Origin of the sequence: Streptomyces triticirhizae, assembly GCF_003696235.1 — a bacterium.
In the GTDB taxonomy this organism is placed as follows: domain Bacteria; phylum Actinomycetota; class Actinomycetes; order Streptomycetales; family Streptomycetaceae; genus Streptomyces; species Streptomyces triticirhizae.
In genome coordinates, this window is sequence record NZ_RFFJ01000163.1 from 1 (window position 1) to 14,180 (window position 14,180).

General features: G+C 74.8%; 13 protein-coding genes. 4 read left to right on the plus strand and 9 right to left on the minus strand.

Annotated elements, in window-relative coordinates:
* Window positions 1–149 precede the first annotated feature (149 nt).
* The 3 genes from EBN88_RS22905 to EBN88_RS32445 all read right to left on the minus strand — a co-directional run bounded on the left by EBN88_RS22905 (window position 150) and on the right by EBN88_RS32445 (window position 3,500).
* Window positions 150–1,397: a L,D-transpeptidase gene (locus EBN88_RS22905; protein WP_122398967.1), complete on the minus strand. Its 1,248-nt coding sequence runs from the start codon at window positions 1,395–1,397 to the stop codon at window positions 150–152.
* A 286-nt stretch (window positions 1,398–1,683) separates the two neighbouring features.
* Entirely contained in the window at window positions 1,684–2,367 is a 684-nt protein-coding gene (locus tag EBN88_RS22910) for a LuxR C-terminal-related transcriptional regulator (RefSeq protein WP_122398968.1), read from the minus strand.
* Window positions 2,358–3,500: a sensor histidine kinase gene (locus tag EBN88_RS32445; RefSeq protein WP_267902587.1), complete on the minus strand. Its 1,143-nt coding sequence runs from the start codon at window positions 3,498–3,500 to the stop codon at window positions 2,358–2,360. Before EBN88_RS32445 ends, EBN88_RS22910 begins: the two co-directional genes overlap by 10 nt.
* A gap of 195 nt (window positions 3,501–3,695) precedes the next feature.
* Between EBN88_RS32445 and EBN88_RS22920 the strand changes: the two genes are divergently transcribed.
* Entirely contained in the window at window positions 3,696–4,904 is a 1,209-nt protein-coding gene (locus EBN88_RS22920; RefSeq protein ID WP_122398969.1) for a serine hydrolase domain-containing protein, read from the plus strand.
* 6 nt (window positions 4,905–4,910) lie between these two features.
* Here EBN88_RS22920 and EBN88_RS22925 read toward each other — a convergent pair whose 3' ends face one another.
* Window positions 4,911–5,423: a hypothetical protein gene (locus EBN88_RS22925; protein WP_325052780.1), complete on the minus strand. Its 513-nt coding sequence runs from the start codon at window positions 5,421–5,423 to the stop codon at window positions 4,911–4,913.
* 127 nt (window positions 5,424–5,550) lie between these two features.
* Here EBN88_RS22925 and EBN88_RS30745 point away from each other — a divergent pair, with 127 nt between their 5' ends.
* Window positions 5,551–5,703, plus strand: a complete 153-nt coding sequence (locus tag EBN88_RS30745) for a hypothetical protein (RefSeq protein WP_158621495.1) — start codon at window positions 5,551–5,553, stop codon at window positions 5,701–5,703.
* Between the two features lie 170 nt (window positions 5,704–5,873).
* Here the strand turns inward: EBN88_RS30745 and hutH are convergent, their stop codons facing one another.
* The 5 genes from hutH to EBN88_RS22950 form a co-directional block, all read right to left on the minus strand.
* Window positions 5,874–7,415 carry a histidine ammonia-lyase gene (gene hutH, locus EBN88_RS22930; RefSeq protein WP_122398970.1) on the minus strand — a complete coding sequence of 514 codons (1,542 nt, stop codon included), beginning with the start codon at window positions 7,413–7,415 and terminating at the stop codon, window positions 5,874–5,876.
* A gap of 72 nt (window positions 7,416–7,487) precedes the next feature.
* Window positions 7,488–8,624 carry a GGDEF domain-containing protein gene (locus EBN88_RS22935; RefSeq protein ID WP_122398971.1) on the minus strand — a complete coding sequence of 379 codons (1,137 nt, stop codon included), beginning with the start codon at window positions 8,622–8,624 and terminating at the stop codon, window positions 7,488–7,490.
* A 79-nt stretch (window positions 8,625–8,703) separates the two neighbouring features.
* The gene (locus EBN88_RS22940) at window positions 8,704–9,519 is read right to left on the minus strand and encodes an enoyl-CoA hydratase-related protein (protein WP_199742452.1); all 816 of its coding nucleotides are present in this window, start codon (window positions 9,517–9,519) and stop codon (window positions 8,704–8,706) included.
* Between the two features lie 76 nt (window positions 9,520–9,595).
* Window positions 9,596–10,696 (minus strand): adenylate/guanylate cyclase domain-containing protein, encoded by a 1,101-nt coding sequence (locus tag EBN88_RS22945; RefSeq protein ID WP_122398973.1) that lies wholly within the window; start codon window positions 10,694–10,696, stop codon window positions 9,596–9,598.
* A gap of 187 nt (window positions 10,697–10,883) precedes the next feature.
* On the minus strand, window positions 10,884–11,753 hold the full coding sequence (locus EBN88_RS22950) for a biotin--[acetyl-CoA-carboxylase] ligase (RefSeq protein ID WP_122398974.1): 870 nt from the start codon (window positions 11,751–11,753) through the stop codon (window positions 10,884–10,886).
* Window positions 11,754–11,908: 155 nt separating this feature from the next.
* Between EBN88_RS22950 and EBN88_RS22955 the strand changes: the two genes are divergently transcribed.
* Together EBN88_RS22955 and EBN88_RS32760 are read left to right on the plus strand one after the other, a co-directional pair.
* Window positions 11,909–13,513: an acyl-CoA carboxylase subunit beta gene (locus EBN88_RS22955; protein WP_122398975.1), complete on the plus strand. Its 1,605-nt coding sequence runs from the start codon at window positions 11,909–11,911 to the stop codon at window positions 13,511–13,513.
* Between the two features lie 197 nt (window positions 13,514–13,710).
* Window positions 13,711–14,180, plus strand: a 470-nt coding sequence (locus EBN88_RS32760) for an acyl-CoA carboxylase epsilon subunit (RefSeq protein WP_407703451.1), incomplete at its 3' end; no start/stop codon positions are given.

Sequence of the window (14,180 nt, forward strand, 5' to 3'; positions counted from 1 at the left end):
CGGGCGGCGCGGCCGGCGCGGGCGGCGTCCGCGTCGGGCGTGCGGGCCCGTCGGGGCGTCAGGTCGGCGCGGACGCCCGGGATGTCGGGCGGGGCCGCCCCGGCCTCGGCGGCCGAGGCGTGCCCGCGCCGTCGATCAGATCGCGGGGATCAGATCGCGCTGCCCGCGACCCAGTCGTCCCAGCTCATGTTCCAGCCGTTGAGGCCGTTGTCCGGGGCGATCAGCTCGTCCGGGGAGTTGATCACCACGACCACGTCGCCTATCAGGGACTCCTCGAAGAACCAGGCGCCGTCCTGGTCCGGGTCGTCCGCGCCCTGCTCGTCGTTGAGGCCCACGCAGCCGTGGCTGGTGTTGGCGGAGCCGAAGGTGCTGTCCGACGCCCAGTAGTTGCCGTGCACGAAGGTGCCGGAGGTGGACAGCCGCATGGCGTGCGGAACGTCGGGTATGTCGTACTCGCCCTCGCCGTCGTCGTCGGTGAAGCCGACGGTGGCGCCGTCCATCCGGGTCTCCTCGTACTTCTCGGAGATCACCATCTGGCCGTTGTAGGTCGGGGTCTCCTCGCTGCCGGCGGATATCGGCAGGGTGCGCAGCGGCTCGCCGTCGCGCACGACCTCCATCTGCTTGGCCTCGACGTCCACCGTGCTGATCTGGGCGCGGCCGACGGTGAAGCTGAAGTCGCGGTCCTGGACGCCGGTGATGCCGGGGGCGCCCTCCACGCCGTCGAAGTCGAGCGAGACGTTGACCGTGGTGCCGGCCTCCCAGTACGACTCGGGGCGGAAGTCGAGGCGGGTGCCGTCGAACCAGTGGCCGACGACCTCCTGGCCGCTGCTGGCGGTGACGGTCACGGCCTGCTGGACGGCGGCGCGGTTGGTGATCTCCTGGTCGAAGTTGAGCGAGACCGGCATCCCCACGCCGACCTCGGCGCCGTCCTCGGGCGTGAAGTACCCGATGAAGCTGTTCTCGGGGGCGATGGTGGTGAAGGTGGCGACCTGGTGCGCCTCGCGGCCCTCGGCGTCGCTGGCCTGCACGGACAGCTCGTAGCGTGTGGCCCGGTCCAGCTGCTCGTCGGGCCGCCAGGAGGTCTGGTCCTCGGAGATCGTGCCCGGTACCTCGGTACCGGCCTCGGTGGAGGTGAGCACCACCTCGTCCAGCGTCCCCTCCTCGACCTCGACCGCCACGTCGTCGTTGATCCCGACGCCCTCGGCCGCGTCCTCCGGGGTGATGGAGATCACCGCGGAGGAGGTGTTGGCGTCCTCCGCCGCCTGGTCGGCCTCCGACTGCTCCGTCCGCTCGGCGCCGTTCGAGTCGTCGCCGCCGCCGCAGGACGTCAGCGCCAGCACCCCGCAGAGCAGCGCCGCCGCCGCTGTGAGGCCCCTGCGCCGCATGACATCAACCATCAGAACTCATCCGCATCGCTCGTCGTCCGCTGCCGCGCCTCCCGGGAGGGCACGTAGGAGAGAACGTGGGACAGCGGCAGCCTGTTCCACCATAAGTGAAAGCTCGGGGGTGAACTGTTGCGGGCAGTCGCGAGCTGCCGCCGCGCGCCGGTGCCCCGACGGAGCGCGCCGGCGCGCGAGCCCCGCACGAGCGCCGTGCGCGCAACTGGCAGGCGCCGCCGAGCGGTTCGGGCCGACCGCCGAGCGGTTCGGGCGGTTCGGGCGGTTCGGGGAACGCTCGGCCCGTTCAGGCCGGTGGCCGCGAGGGTCCCGGGTCGTGTGCGGTGCCGCCGTGGTGGCGGAGGTAGGCCAGGACGGCGCGGACGCGGCGGTGGCCGCTGTCGCCGACGGACAGGCCAAGCTTGAGGAAAACATTGCCAATGTGCTTGTGGACGGCGTTCTCGGTGATGACGAGCCGTCGGGCGATGGTCGCGTTGTCGTGGCCCTCGGCCATCAGCGCCAGCACCTCGCGCTCCCGCGCCGTCAGGGCGTCGACGGGGTCGCCGCGCGCCGCGAGGAGCTGGGCGATGACCTCCGGGTCCATGGCGGTCCCGCCGCCGGCCACCCGGCGCAGCGCGTCGGTGAACTCCCCGACCCGGCTCACCCGGTCCTTGAGCAGGTATCCGATGCCGCCCCCCGCGTCGGCGAGGAGCCGGCCCGCGTAGACCTGCTCCACGTACTGGGACAGAACGAGCACGGGCAGCCCGGGGTGGTCGCGGCGGGCCTGGACGGCGGCCCGGATTCCCTCGTCGCGGAAGGTCGGGGGCAGCCGCACGTCCACGATGGTGACCTCGGGCCGGTGGGTCGCGACCGCGTCGAGGAAGCCGGCGGCGTCGCGCGCGATCGCGGCGACCTCGAAGCCCCGGGAGTTGAGCAGGAGTTCGAGACCGGAGGACAGCAGGACGTTGTCCTCGGCGATCACTACGCGCACGGCAGCTCCACGGTGACGACGGTCGGCCCGCCCGGCGGGCTGCTGATCCCCATGCTGCCGTCCAGCGCCGCCGCGCGGCGGCGCATTCCGTCCAGGCCCGAGCCCCGGGCGGCGTCCGCCCCGCCGGCCCCGTCGTCGGAGATCTCCGCGCGCAGCAGCGCGCCGTCCCGGGTGACGCGCACCGAGGCCCGGGTGGCCCCGCTGTGGCGGGCGACGTTCGCCAGCGCCTCGGTGACGGCGAAGTAGGCGACCGCCTCGACCGCCGCCGGCACCTCGCCGAGCGGGCCGACGTCGAGGCGGGTCGGCACCCCGGCCCTGGTGGCCAGGGTGCTGAGCGCGCCGGCGAGGCCGTGGTCGGCCAGCACCGGGGGATAGATGGTGCGGATGACGGAACGCAGCTCCGTCATCGCGTCCTCGGTCTCGGCGTGCGCCTCCCGCACCAGGACGGCGGCGGCCTCCTGGCTCTCCGAGAGGCTCTCGCCGGCCACGGCCAGCCGCATCGCGATGGCCACGAGCCGGGCCTGGGTGCCGTCGTGCAGGTCCCGTTCGATCCTGCGGAGTTCCGCGCCGTGCGCCTGGAGGACGTCAGCGCGGGTCCTGGTCAGTTCGCTGACGCGCTCGACCAGCCGCTCGGCCGGCGACGGCGCCAGGACCGCGAGGCAGATCCTGGCGTGCGCCCGGGCGAGCGGCGGGAGGACGAGGGCGGCCAGCGCGGCCAGGGCCAGGAGGTTGACCAGGCCGAGCGAGAGCGCGGTGCCCCAGTCGGTGAGGGGAACGCTGATCACGGGCAGCCAGGGCGCCGTGGAGAACGCCCACCACAGCGCCGCGACACAGGGCGTGAGCAGCAGGTTGCCCAGCAGGAGCAGCGCGAGGAGGCCGGCCGGCAGCCCGGTGCCGACCTGCGTCGCCAGCCCCAGGAGGTTCCGGCGGGTGCCGCGCGGGCGCGGCTCGACCGGCCGCCCCAGCAGCGCCCCGGCGCGCTGCCGATGCCGCTCCGCCCAGGGCTGCGCCAGCGAGGGAACGCACAGCAGGGGCGCCGCGAGCAGCGTCGCCGTCGCGGTCACCAGGGTGCCCAGCAGATAACGCCCGGCGTGCCAGGTTCCGGCCAGGCGTTCGCGGGCCGCGCGGAGCACGTGGCATCTCCCCTCTGTCGCACCGGGCCGTCGCACCGGGCCGTCGTACCGGCTGGTCGCACCGGCGGGGCACCAGCGGCCCCCCGCGTTTCACCCTAGGTAACGGGGGGCCGCGCGGCACTACAGGCAGCTGTAGCTCTCGTTCGGGAGCCCGTGGTAGCGACCGGCGCCCGGGCGCCTACCTAGCGTGGCGCCATGAGATCCACACCCACACCTCGCCGCCGCCGGCGGTCGCTGGCCGCCGCCACGGCCGCCCTTCTCGCCCTCGGAGCCGTGGTCGCCCTCCAGCTGCCGGCGGACTCGGACCGGGAGGCGCCCGCCGCCGGGTACGGGGCGGACGACCTGCGCCGGGACACCGACGCCCTCCACGCCCTGGGCGTCACCGGCGTCCAGGCGCGGGTCACCACGGGCGCCGGCCGGGACCTGGTCGCCACCAGCGGCGTCGCCGAGGTCGGCACGGACCGCCCGGTGCCGGCCGACGGCTACTTCCGCATGGCCAGCACCGGCAAGGCGCTGGTGGCCACCGTCGTCCTGCAACTGGTCGACGAGGGCGGGCTGTCGCTCGACGACACGGTGGACCGCTGGCTGCCCGGCCTGGTGGAGGGCAACGGCAACGACGGGAGCCGGATCACCGTCCGCCATCTCCTCCAGCACACCGGCGGCCTCCACGACGACCTGCCCGGACACGCGACCCCGGAGGAGTACCGCGAGCACCGGTACGACACGTACCCCCCACGGGAGATCGTCGCGCGGGCGATGGGCCACGCCCCGGACTTCGCGCCCGGCGAGGGGTGGGGCTACTCCAACACCGGCTACGTCCTCCTCGACCTGATCGTCGAGGAGGTCACGGGTCGCCCGTGGCACCGGGAGGTCGAGGACCGGATTCTGGGGCCGCTCGGCATGGACCACACCTATCTGCCGGGCGAGACCCCCACCCTCCGCGAGCCCCACGCCCGCGCCTACGAGGTGTTCCCCTCGGGCGAACGGGTGGACGTCACCGAGGCGCTGGTCCCCGATCCCGGCGGCTACGTCTCCACGACGGCCGACGTCAACCGCTTCTTCCTGGCCCTGCTCGGCGGCGAGCTGCTGCCGCCCGCGCGGCTGGCCGAGATGCGGGAGACCGTCCCGGTCAACGAGGAGATGCGGACGTTCTGGCCCGGCGGACGCTACGGCCTCGGCCTGGTCGAGCGGCCGCTGTCCTGCGGCGGCGGCTACTGGGGCCACGAGGGCGGCGAGAGCGGATACATCACGCTCAACGGCGCCACCGAGAACGGGGAGCGCGCCGTCACCGTCTCCATGTCCACCGCCCTGGCCGGCTCGCCCGACACCGTGCTCCGCCAGGAGCGGGCCGCCAGCGACCTCGTCGACCGCGCGCTGTGCGGCACCGCCGGGGAGACGGAGTAGCTCCCGCTAGCGGCCCCGTTCCTCGTGCCCCTCAGGACGGTCGAGGCCGTCGAGCCGGTCGGTGAACGGGTCGGCCTCGCCGAACTCCTCGTGGTCCAGGGCGTCCTCGTCGAGCCCGTCGTCGTCGGGGCCCTCGCCCTGCGCGTCGAGGCCGTCCTCGTCGAGCCCGCCGGGGTCGCCCTCCTCGTCCTCCAGGTCGCCGTCGAGGTCGGCGTCCGCGCCGTCCCAGGCCAGGTCCGGGTCGAACGCGGCCCGTTCGCTGCTCCAGGACGCCTGGGCCAGCACCACGCCCGGCACCTCGTCCACCAGGTCGACGGGGTCGATCAGGTAGGCGACCGCCTCGGCCTCGTCGCGGGAGACGGCGCGGGCGGCCTCCTCCCGCTCCTCGGCCGGCATCAGCTCGTCGCTCTCGATCCGGGACCAGGCGGCGCTCACGAGTTCGTCGGGCTCCGCGATCTCCAGCACCATCTCCACCCGAACCCGAACGTGACGCGCCCCTGGCGACAGCTCTTCGCTCATGACGGGGAGCGTAAGACCCCGCGCCCCCGGCTCTTCCCCGCGACCCGCACCGGGCCGTAACATCGCATTCCACGCCGCCGGTACGCAGCAACACTCGGAGCACCCCGTGGACGGTCAAACTCGCGGTATGGACCGCCGATCCCTGGTCAGCGGCATGGTGGCCGCCCTGATCCTGGGCGTCGTCTGGCTCCTGCCGTCGGCCTACTCGGAGGCGGACGACGCCGCCTCCACCCCTCCCGTCATCCCGCTGGACCAGCCGCTGGACTCGGGGAGCCGCTGACCAAAGCGGACATCGCCCCCCTCATCCCCCCAGATCTCCCACCTCCAGGCCCGGTCCTCCCGTTCGAGGGCCGGGTCTTCGCCTGGGCGAACTTTACCAGCCGATGCCGAATCTTTGCCGATGCTTTGCCGAAACGGGTACAACGCATCCGCGCCGGCGCGGCGTTCCGCTCACGCCAGGGGGCCGGTCACCGACTCGGCGGCGCGGACCAGGGAGCCGTCAGCGACCAGGTTCTCGGCCACCGCCAGCTCCGGCGCCAGGAAGCGGTCGGCGCCCGGGCCCGCCAGGCCGCCGCCCCTGGCCGCCGCCAGCACGGCGCGGGTGGCGGGCGCCGGCCGCAGCTCGGCGGTGGCCCGCAGCTCGATGGCGCGGGTGGCCGCGTAGAACTCGATGCCCAGCACCCGGGTCAGCAGGGTGAGCGCGGTGCGCAGCTTGCGCGCGGCCGACCAGCCCATCGAGACGTGGTCCTCCTGCATCGCCGAGGACGGGATGGAGTCCACCGAGGCCGGCTGCGCCAGCCGCTTGAGGTCGCTGACCAGGGCGGCCTGGGTGTACTGGGCGATCATCAGCCCCGAGTCCACGCCCGGGTCGTCGGCGAGGAACGGCGGCAGGCCGTGCGAGCGGTGCCGGTCGAGGAGCCGGTCGGTGCGGCGTTCCGCCATGGAGGCCAGGTCGGCCACCGCGATGGCGAGGAAGTCCAGCACATAGCCGACGGGCGCGCCGTGGAAGTTGCCGTTGGAGGAGACCCGGCCGTCCACGACCACCGGGTTGTCGACGGCGGCGGCCAGTTCGCGCTCGGCGACCGCGCGGGCGTGCGCCAGCGTGTCCCGGCCCGCGCCGGCGACCTGGGGCGCGCAACGCACGGAGTACGCGTCCTGCACGCGGGGCGCGCTGTCCTGGTGGTGGCCGGTGAGCCCGGAACCGGCCAGCACCCGCCGCATGTTGGCGGCGCTGGCGGCCTGCCCGGGGTGGGGGCGCACGGCGTGCAGCTCGGGCGCGAGGACCCGTTCGGTGCCCAACAGCGCCTCCAGGGTGAGGGCGGCGGTGACGTCGGCGCTGGTGAGCAGCCGCCCGAGGTCCTCGCAGGCGAGCAGCAGCATCCCCAGCATCCCGTCGGTGCCGTTGAGCAGCGCCAGGCCCTCCTTCTCGCGGAGTTCGACGGGGGCGATGCCGTGCCGCTCCAACAGCTCGGCGGCGGAATGGAGTTCGCCGTCCGGGCCCTCGGCCTGGCCCTCGCCGAGCAGCGTCAGGGCGCAGTGGGCGAGCGGGGCCAGGTCGCCCGAGCAGCCGAGCGAGCCGTGCTCGTGGACGACGGGGGTGATCCCGGCGTTGAGCAGCGCCGCCACGGCGTGGGCCACCTCGGCGCGGACGCCGGTGTGGCCCGAGGCGAGGGTCTTCAGCCGCAGGAACATCAGGGCCCGGACCACCTCGCGCTCGACCCGGGGGCCGAGCCCCGCCGCGTGGGAGCGGACGATGTTCCGCTGGAGTCGGGTGCGCAGCTCGGGGGCGATGGAGCGAACGGCCAGCGCGCCGAAGCCCGTTGAGACGCCGTAGACCGGCTCGGGGGCGGCGGCCAGCTCGTCGATGATCCGGCGGGACGCGTCCATCGCGGCCACCGCGTCGTCGGCCAGCTCGACGAGGGCGTTCCCCCGGGCGACGGCGAGGACCTCGGCGGCGGTGGGAGGGGTGGAGTGGAGCACCACGCTGGGCATACGCGCGCTTGGCATATTCATATTCACGAGCCTAGAAGAGTGAATCGGTCGGCAACGGAAGGGGGCGCCTCGTCACGTCGGCCCCGCCGGCTTCGTCGACCCGGTCGGTCCCGTCGCCGGCGGCCGGCGGCGGCCACGGAACGCGCGGCGTTCGGTGCCGGCCGGCCCGCCGGCCAGCGCCACCACCCGCTCCCAGTCACCGCGCCCGGCCACCACGGGCGCCGGCGAACGGGCCGCCTTGGCCCGGTACTGCGCCGCGTCGGCCAGCCGGAACAGCCGCCGCCCCGACCGCAGCCGCCCCGGCACCGCGACCGTGGAGGCGACGCCACAGGCCACGCCCTCGCTCAGCTCCAGCGCCGCGGCGCCCCGGCAGACCTCGGCAGCCGCCCGTTCCACCTCCGCCGGTTCCGCGTCCACCGCCAGCAGGCAGAACTCGTCCCCGCCCAGCCGGGCCGCGAGGGCCCCCGGCAGCCGCTCGGCGGCCCGGGAGAGCACCCCGGCGAACCGGATCAGCAGCCGGTCCCCCACCGCGTGGCCATGGGTGTCGTTGACGCGCTTGAGCCCGTTGACATCGCAGACCACCAGCGTGAGCACCGCGCCCCGCTCCCGGTGGCCGCGCAGCGCCTCGGCCAGCGCGTGGTCCACGGCGCGCCGGTTGGCCAGCCCGGTCAGCGCGTCGGTGAACGCCAACCCGCGTATCTCCACCAGCCGTTCGTACTGCGCGAGCCCGGCGGCCAGCACGGCGGCGAGCGCCGGCGCGAACGCCAACTCGTCGGTGGTGAAGGCTGGTTCCTCGCGCCCCCTGGCGATCACCAGCTCCCCCCACACCCCGCCGTGCACCAGGATCGGCACCACCAGCGCACAGCCGCGCCCCCGCTCCCGCAGCCAGTCCGCCTCCGGGCCCGCCCCGCCCGCCTCCGTCAGCACCGCCCGCTCCCCCGCCGGCCTGGGCCCGACCTCCCCGGCCCGGAACTCCGACTCGGGAAACGGCTCCTCGCCCCCCGCCAGCTCCCCCACGTTGACCAGCACCCGCAGCCGGGTGGTGCCGGCCCGCCCGGTCTCGCGCTCCCGCCTGGATATCGCCGCGAAGGAGCCGTCCAGGGCGCGCAACGCCCGCTCCGCGCCGGCGCGTGCGGCCTCCGCGAGACCGCGCTCGGCGGCCATCCCACGCGCCACATCGACCACCGCCCACAGCCTCTGCTCAGCCATGCAGCCAGGCTAGGGCGCGTTCCCCCGCTTTGTTACCTTCAGCTACTCCCTGTCCGCTTTGCTGGCGGTTCCGGGAGGCTCAGCCGTCCAGGCCCGGCCAGTCCGGGGTGCGGCGCTCGTTGAACGCGGCGACGCCCTCGACGCGGTCGGCCGAGAACGCCACCTCGTTCCAGGCCGCGTCCTCGATCTCCAGGCCGGTGGCCAGCTCCTGGCCGTGGCCCAGCCGCAGCGCGCGCTTGGCGGCCCGCACCCCCACCGGGGAGTGCGCGGCGATCCGCCCGGCCAGCTCCAGCGCCTCCGCCCGTTCGGCCCCGGCCGCCGCCAGCCGGTCCACCATGCCCAGTTCCAGGGCCTCGGCCGCCGGCACCCGCCGCGCCGTGAAGATCAACTCGGCGGCCCTCGCCGCCCCCACCCGGCGCGGCAGCAGCTGCGTCCCGCCGCCGCCCGGCAGCACCCCGACGGAGACCTCGGGCAGCCCGACCACCGCCCCCGCACCGGCGACGATCAGGTCGCAGCTGAGCGCCAGTTCGTAGCCGCCGCCCAGCGCATAGCCCCGCACGGCAGCGATCACCGGCATCGGCAGCGCCAGCAGCCCGCCGAAGGCGGCCCGCAGCACCCGCCGCTGCCGCCGCAGCCCCGCGTCGTCCAGTCGGTTCCGCTCCTTGAGGTCGGCGCCCACGCAGAACGCCCGCTCGTGCGTGGAGGCCAGCACCACCGCCCGCGTGGCGCGGTCGGCGGCCAGCGCCGCGCACGCCTCCGCCAGCCGCGCCGCCAGCTCGGCGGAGAGCGCGTTCATCGCCTCCGGCCGGTCCAGCAGCAGCGTCGCGACCCGCGTCTCCGCGTCGCGCCGCAGCTCGATCCACTCCCCGTACCGCTCGACCCGCTCCTCGACCATGGGCCGCATTATCGGCCCCGGCCGCCCGCCGGGCCACGCCCCCGACGCGCGGCCCCGCCCGTTGACGCCCGCCCATTCAGTCCCTGCGGGTCAGCAGCCAGGGCTCCACGATGCCGAGCCCCCGCACCGGCCGCTGGTAGAGCGGCTGGAGCGCGAACCGGAACCCGTCCCCGGCGTCCGCCGCCGCCTTCTCCGAACGCGGCGCCAGCCCGGCGCCCGTCAGCTCCTCGCGGAGCGCGCCGTCCACCAACACCATGTCCTTGGGCGCTATCGAGGTCAGCCGGCTCGCCAGGTTCACCGTGTTCCCGAAGACGTCGCCCATCCGCGTGGTCACCGTGCCGAACGCGATCCCCACCCGCAGCTCCGGCATCGTCGCGTCCTCGCCGAGGGTCTCCACCAGCCGCAGCCCGATCTCGGCCGCCGTGCCCGCGTCGTCGGCCGCGAAGAGCACCTCGTCGCCCAGCGTCTTGATCAGCCGCCCGCCGTGCGCGGCCACCTGGTCGGCCGCCGTGGTCTCGAACGCCTCGACCAGCTCGCCGAGTTGCTCCTCCTCCAGCCGCCTGGTCAGCCGCGTGAAGCCCACCAGGTCGGCGAAGCCGACGGCCAGCCTGCGGTCCACCATCTCCGCGTCGTCCTGCGCCTGCACCACCCGGCCCGTCGCCGCCGCCAGCTGGCGGCGCCACACATAGACCAGGAACTCCTGCAACTCCGGCAGCAGCAGCTCGACCAGCGGATAGGCCACCTCGGTCCTGGTCATCCCCGGCTCGGGCGGCTCGGTCAGGCCCTCCAGGAAGGAGTCGATCTGCCAGTCCGCCAGCCGCGCCGTGGTCTGCCCGGTGGAGCGCGCCACCTGGATCGCCATCGGCTCGCTCAGCAGCCCGGCCTCCACCAGGCCCGCCAGCCGCCGCAGCGCCAGCACGTCGGCCTCGGTCAACGCCTTGGCCTGGCCGATGTCGGGGAAGCCCATCGCGCGCCAGAACCGCGAGGCCAGATCCATCGGAACGCCGGCGGCCCGCGCCGCCTGGAACGGGGTGTACTGCCGCTCGGCGCCGAGGATCAACTGCTCGATGCGCAACGCGAGGGGGTCCTCGCCCTCGGCAGGCTCTGGCGGACCAGGGTCAGACCCGGCCACGGTCACCGCCCGGCCTCGCGGGGAGACTCGCGGGGAGTGGGGCATTCCCTACGTCGCGCACTGTCCTACCGTTCCGCTTCGCCGCGCCCCGCTGGCGCGGTCCTGTGGTGCTCGGGTACTCACGGGAACCCCGCCGCACACCCCCGGCGACCGGGGACGATCCGTCTCCCCCGGCCCCCCGAGGAGCAACCGGGGTCCCCGACCACCAACCCTACGGCAGGTGTGCCCTGAGTCACGTCGCCCGGAGGTGCACGATGTCGCCGGCCCCGACCGGGCGGCGGGCGCCGTCCGCTTCCTGGATGACCAGCCGGCCCTCGCCGTCCAGCGCGACGGCGGTGCCGCGCAGCTCCCCGCCGCCCGGCAGCTCGGCCCGCACCGCGCGGCCCAGCGTCGCGCAGCCGGCGGCGTAGGCGTCGCGGACCGCGCCCACGGCCGGGTCGCCGCCGGTCGCGGGGTCGCCGCCGGCCGCCACCCAGCCCGTGTACCAGGCGTCCAACGAGCGGAGCACCGCGCGCAGCAGCGGGTCGCGGTCGGTGCCGGCGGCGCCGGCCAACGTCAACGAGCCGGCGCCGGGCACGGGCAGCTCGTCGGCGCGCAGCGAGACGTTGAGCCCCACGCCCAGCACCACGGCGCCGGTGGGCGTCCGCTCGGCGAGGATGCCGCCGAGCTTCCGCTCCTCGCCGCCGACCGTGACCAGCACGTCGTTGGGCCACTTGAGCGCCGTGTCCACGCCGGCCGCGCGGGACAGCGCGCCGGCCACCGCCACGCCCGTCAGCAGCGGCAGCCAGGGCAGCCGCTCGGCCGGCACCTCGGGCTCGGGGTCGAGCAGCACCGAGAAGAACAGCCCGGAGCGCGCCGGCGCGCTCCAGCCGCGCCCCAACCTGCCCTTCCCGCTGGTCTGTTCCTCGGCGACCAACACCTCGCCCGGCGCCGCGTCGCCGGCGGCGGCAGCGGCGGCGAGGTCGGCGTTGGTCGACCCCGTCGTCTCCACCACCCGCAGCCGGGTCCACAGGCCGCCGGGGCGGATCAGCGCGGAGCGCAGCGCTTCGGCGCGCAGCGGGGGGCGGTCGAGGTCGGACCAGCGGCCGGGAGAGTTGCTCATGGTCGTCAGCCTATTGCGGTGACCAACGTCGCACCCACGGCCGGCGGCCGGGCCCGTTAACCTACGCTGCGGTAGCCGAACGCCGTACGTTCGCCGCCCGGCGGGCCCCTGGCCTGGCCGGACGAGGGGCACGAGCAAGCACGAGGAGGACCCGCGTGGAGGCCGAACCCGAGGTCACCGGTACCGCCGGCAAGATCGCCGCGTTCCGCCGGCGCGTGAGCGAGGCGACCCACGCCGGCTCGGCGCGCGCCGTGGAACGCCAGCACGCCAAGGGCAAGCTGACGGCCAGGGAACGGATCGAACTCCTGCTGGACGAGGGCTCGTTCACCGAGCTGGACGAGTTCGCGCGGCACCGCTCCACGGCGTTCGGGCTGGACGCCAACCGGCCGCTGGGCGACGGCGTGGTCACCGGCTACGGCACGGTGGACGGCCGCCCGGTCTGCGTCTACTCGCAGGACTTCACGGTCTTCGGCGGCTCGCTGGGCGAGGTCTACGGCGAGAAGATCGTCAAGGTGATGGACTTCGCGCTGAAGACCGGCTGCCCGGTGATCGGGATCAACGACGGCGGCGGGGCCCGCATCCAGGAGGGCGTGGCGGCGCTCGGGCTGTTCGCGGAGATCTTCCGCAGGAACGTGCACGCTTCCGGGGTGGTGCCGCAGATCTCGTTGATCATGGGGCCCTGCGCGGGCGGCGCGGTCTACTCGCCGGCGATCACGGACTTTACGGTGATGGTCGATCAGACCTCCCACATGTTCATCACCGGTCCCGATGTGATCAGAACGGTGACCGGCGAGGAGGTCGGCTTCGAGGAGCTGGGCGGCGCCCGCACCCACAACACCCGTTCCGGCGTGGCCCACCAGATGGCCGGGGACGAGAAGGACGCCGTCGAGTTCGTCCGGGCGCTGCTGTCCTACCTGCCGTCCAACAACCTCAGCGAGCCGCCGGTCCTGCCGGCCGACGCCGGGCCCGAACCGGGCGACGTCACCGAGGTGACCGAGGACGACGCCGAACTCGACGCGCTGATCCCCGACTTCGACCACCAGCCGTACGACATGCACGAGGTCATCGAACGGGTGCTGGACGACGGCGAGTTCCTGGAGACCCAGCCGCTGTTCGCGCCCAACATCGTCACTGGCTTCGGCCGGGTCGAGGGCCACTCGGTGGGGGTCGTCGCCAACCAGCCGATGCGGTTCGCCGGTTGCCTGGACATCCACGCCTCCGAGAAGGCGGCCCGCTTCGTGCGCACCTGCGACGCGTTCAACATCCCGGTGCTGACCTTCGTCGACGTGCCCGGCTTCCTGCCCGGCACCGAGCAGGAGTTCCAGGGCATCATCCGGCGCGGCGCCAAGCTGATCTTCGCCTACGCGGAGGCCACGGTGCCGCTGATCACGGTGATCACGCGGAAGGCGTTCGGCGGCGCCTACGACGTGATGGGCTCCAAGCACCTGGGCGCCGACCTCAACCTGGCCTGGCCCACCGCGCAGATCGCGGTCATGGGCGCTCAGGGCGCGGTCAACATCGTTCACCGCCGAACGCTGGCCGCCATCGAGGAGGGCCCCGAGCGGGAGGCCGAACGGGCCCGGCTGACCGCCGAGTACGAGGCGACGCTGCTCAACCCGTATGTCGCGGCCGAACGCGGCTATGTGGACGCGGTGATCGCGCCGTCCGACACGCGACGCCACATCGTGCGCGGGCTGCGCGCGCTGCGGGGGAAGCGGGCGCAGCTGCCGCCGAAGAAGCATGGCAACATCCCGCTGTGACACTGCCGTTGGGCTTTCGGGGACCGCCCAGCCCTGCGGGCCGGCCGGCTGCCCGGCCTGGCGGCCGGGGGCCGGGATGGCCTGGCGGCCGGGGGTTCGGCCAGGGGCCGGGGGTGGCCTGGCGGCTGGCGGGCGGTTTCGGCCTGGCGGGCGAACGGGTCGGTGGTGGTGGCGGGGTGGTCGTCGCGCGTGGCCGGATGCTGGTGGGTTGGCCTGCCGGCCCAGGGCGGGCATGGCCTCGCGGCCAGCGACCTTCCCACCGAGGTGGGTGGTGGCGCGGCCCCGGCCGGGACCGGGGGCGGCGTTGCGGCCGGCTGGCCCGGTCGCCGGTGCGGGCTGGCGGCCGTTTCCCTGGTCGGGCAGGGGCCAAGGACCCGGCGGCCGTTGGGTCGTCGGCCGAGTTCGCCGGGGATCAGGGGTGTGCGGCCGGAGGCCGGGGGACCCGCGTCAGCGTGCCGCTTTCGTTCTCGCGAGTTCACAGGTACACAGGTAACCGTCAGGAGGGACCCGTTGTGATCACTGTGGTTCGGGGCAATCCCACGCCCGAGGAACTGGCCGCCGCCATCGCCGCGACGCTGGCGGCGTTGCGCGGGCGCGCGGCGGCGCCCGAGCCGGCGCGGGCGAACGCCTGGACGGCGCCCAAGCCGCCGCGCCCGCTCCCCGCGCC

Bases quoted from the DNA above. Each gene is read 5' to 3' on its own strand.
- EBN88_RS22950 (WP_122398974.1), bottom strand. From the start codon at position 11,753: ATGAGCAACTCTCCCGGCCGCTGGTCCGACCTCGACCGCCCCCCGCTG.
- EBN88_RS22935 (WP_122398971.1), bottom strand. From the start codon at position 8,624: ATGGCTGAGCAGAGGCTGTGGGCGGTGGTCGATGTGGCGCGTGGGATG.
- hutH (WP_122398970.1), bottom strand. From the start codon at position 7,415: ATGCCCAGCGTGGTGCTCCACTCCACCCCTCCCACCGCCGCCGAGGTC.
- EBN88_RS22945 (WP_122398973.1), bottom strand. From the start codon at position 10,696: ATGCCCCACTCCCCGCGAGTCTCCCCGCGAGGCCGGGCGGTGACCGTG.
- EBN88_RS22940 (WP_199742452.1), bottom strand. From the start codon at position 9,519: ATGGTCGAGGAGCGGGTCGAGCGGTACGGGGAGTGGATCGAGCTGCGG.
- EBN88_RS22925 (WP_325052780.1), bottom strand. From the start codon at position 5,423: ATGAGCGAAGAGCTGTCGCCAGGGGCGCGTCACGTTCGGGTTCGGGTG.
- EBN88_RS30745 (WP_158621495.1), top strand. From the start codon at position 5,551: ATGGACCGCCGATCCCTGGTCAGCGGCATGGTGGCCGCCCTGATCCTG.
- EBN88_RS22905 (WP_122398967.1), bottom strand. From the start codon at position 1,397: ATGGTTGATGTCATGCGGCGCAGGGGCCTCACAGCGGCGGCGGCGCTG.
- EBN88_RS22920 (WP_122398969.1), top strand. From the start codon at position 3,696: ATGAGATCCACACCCACACCTCGCCGCCGCCGGCGGTCGCTGGCCGCC.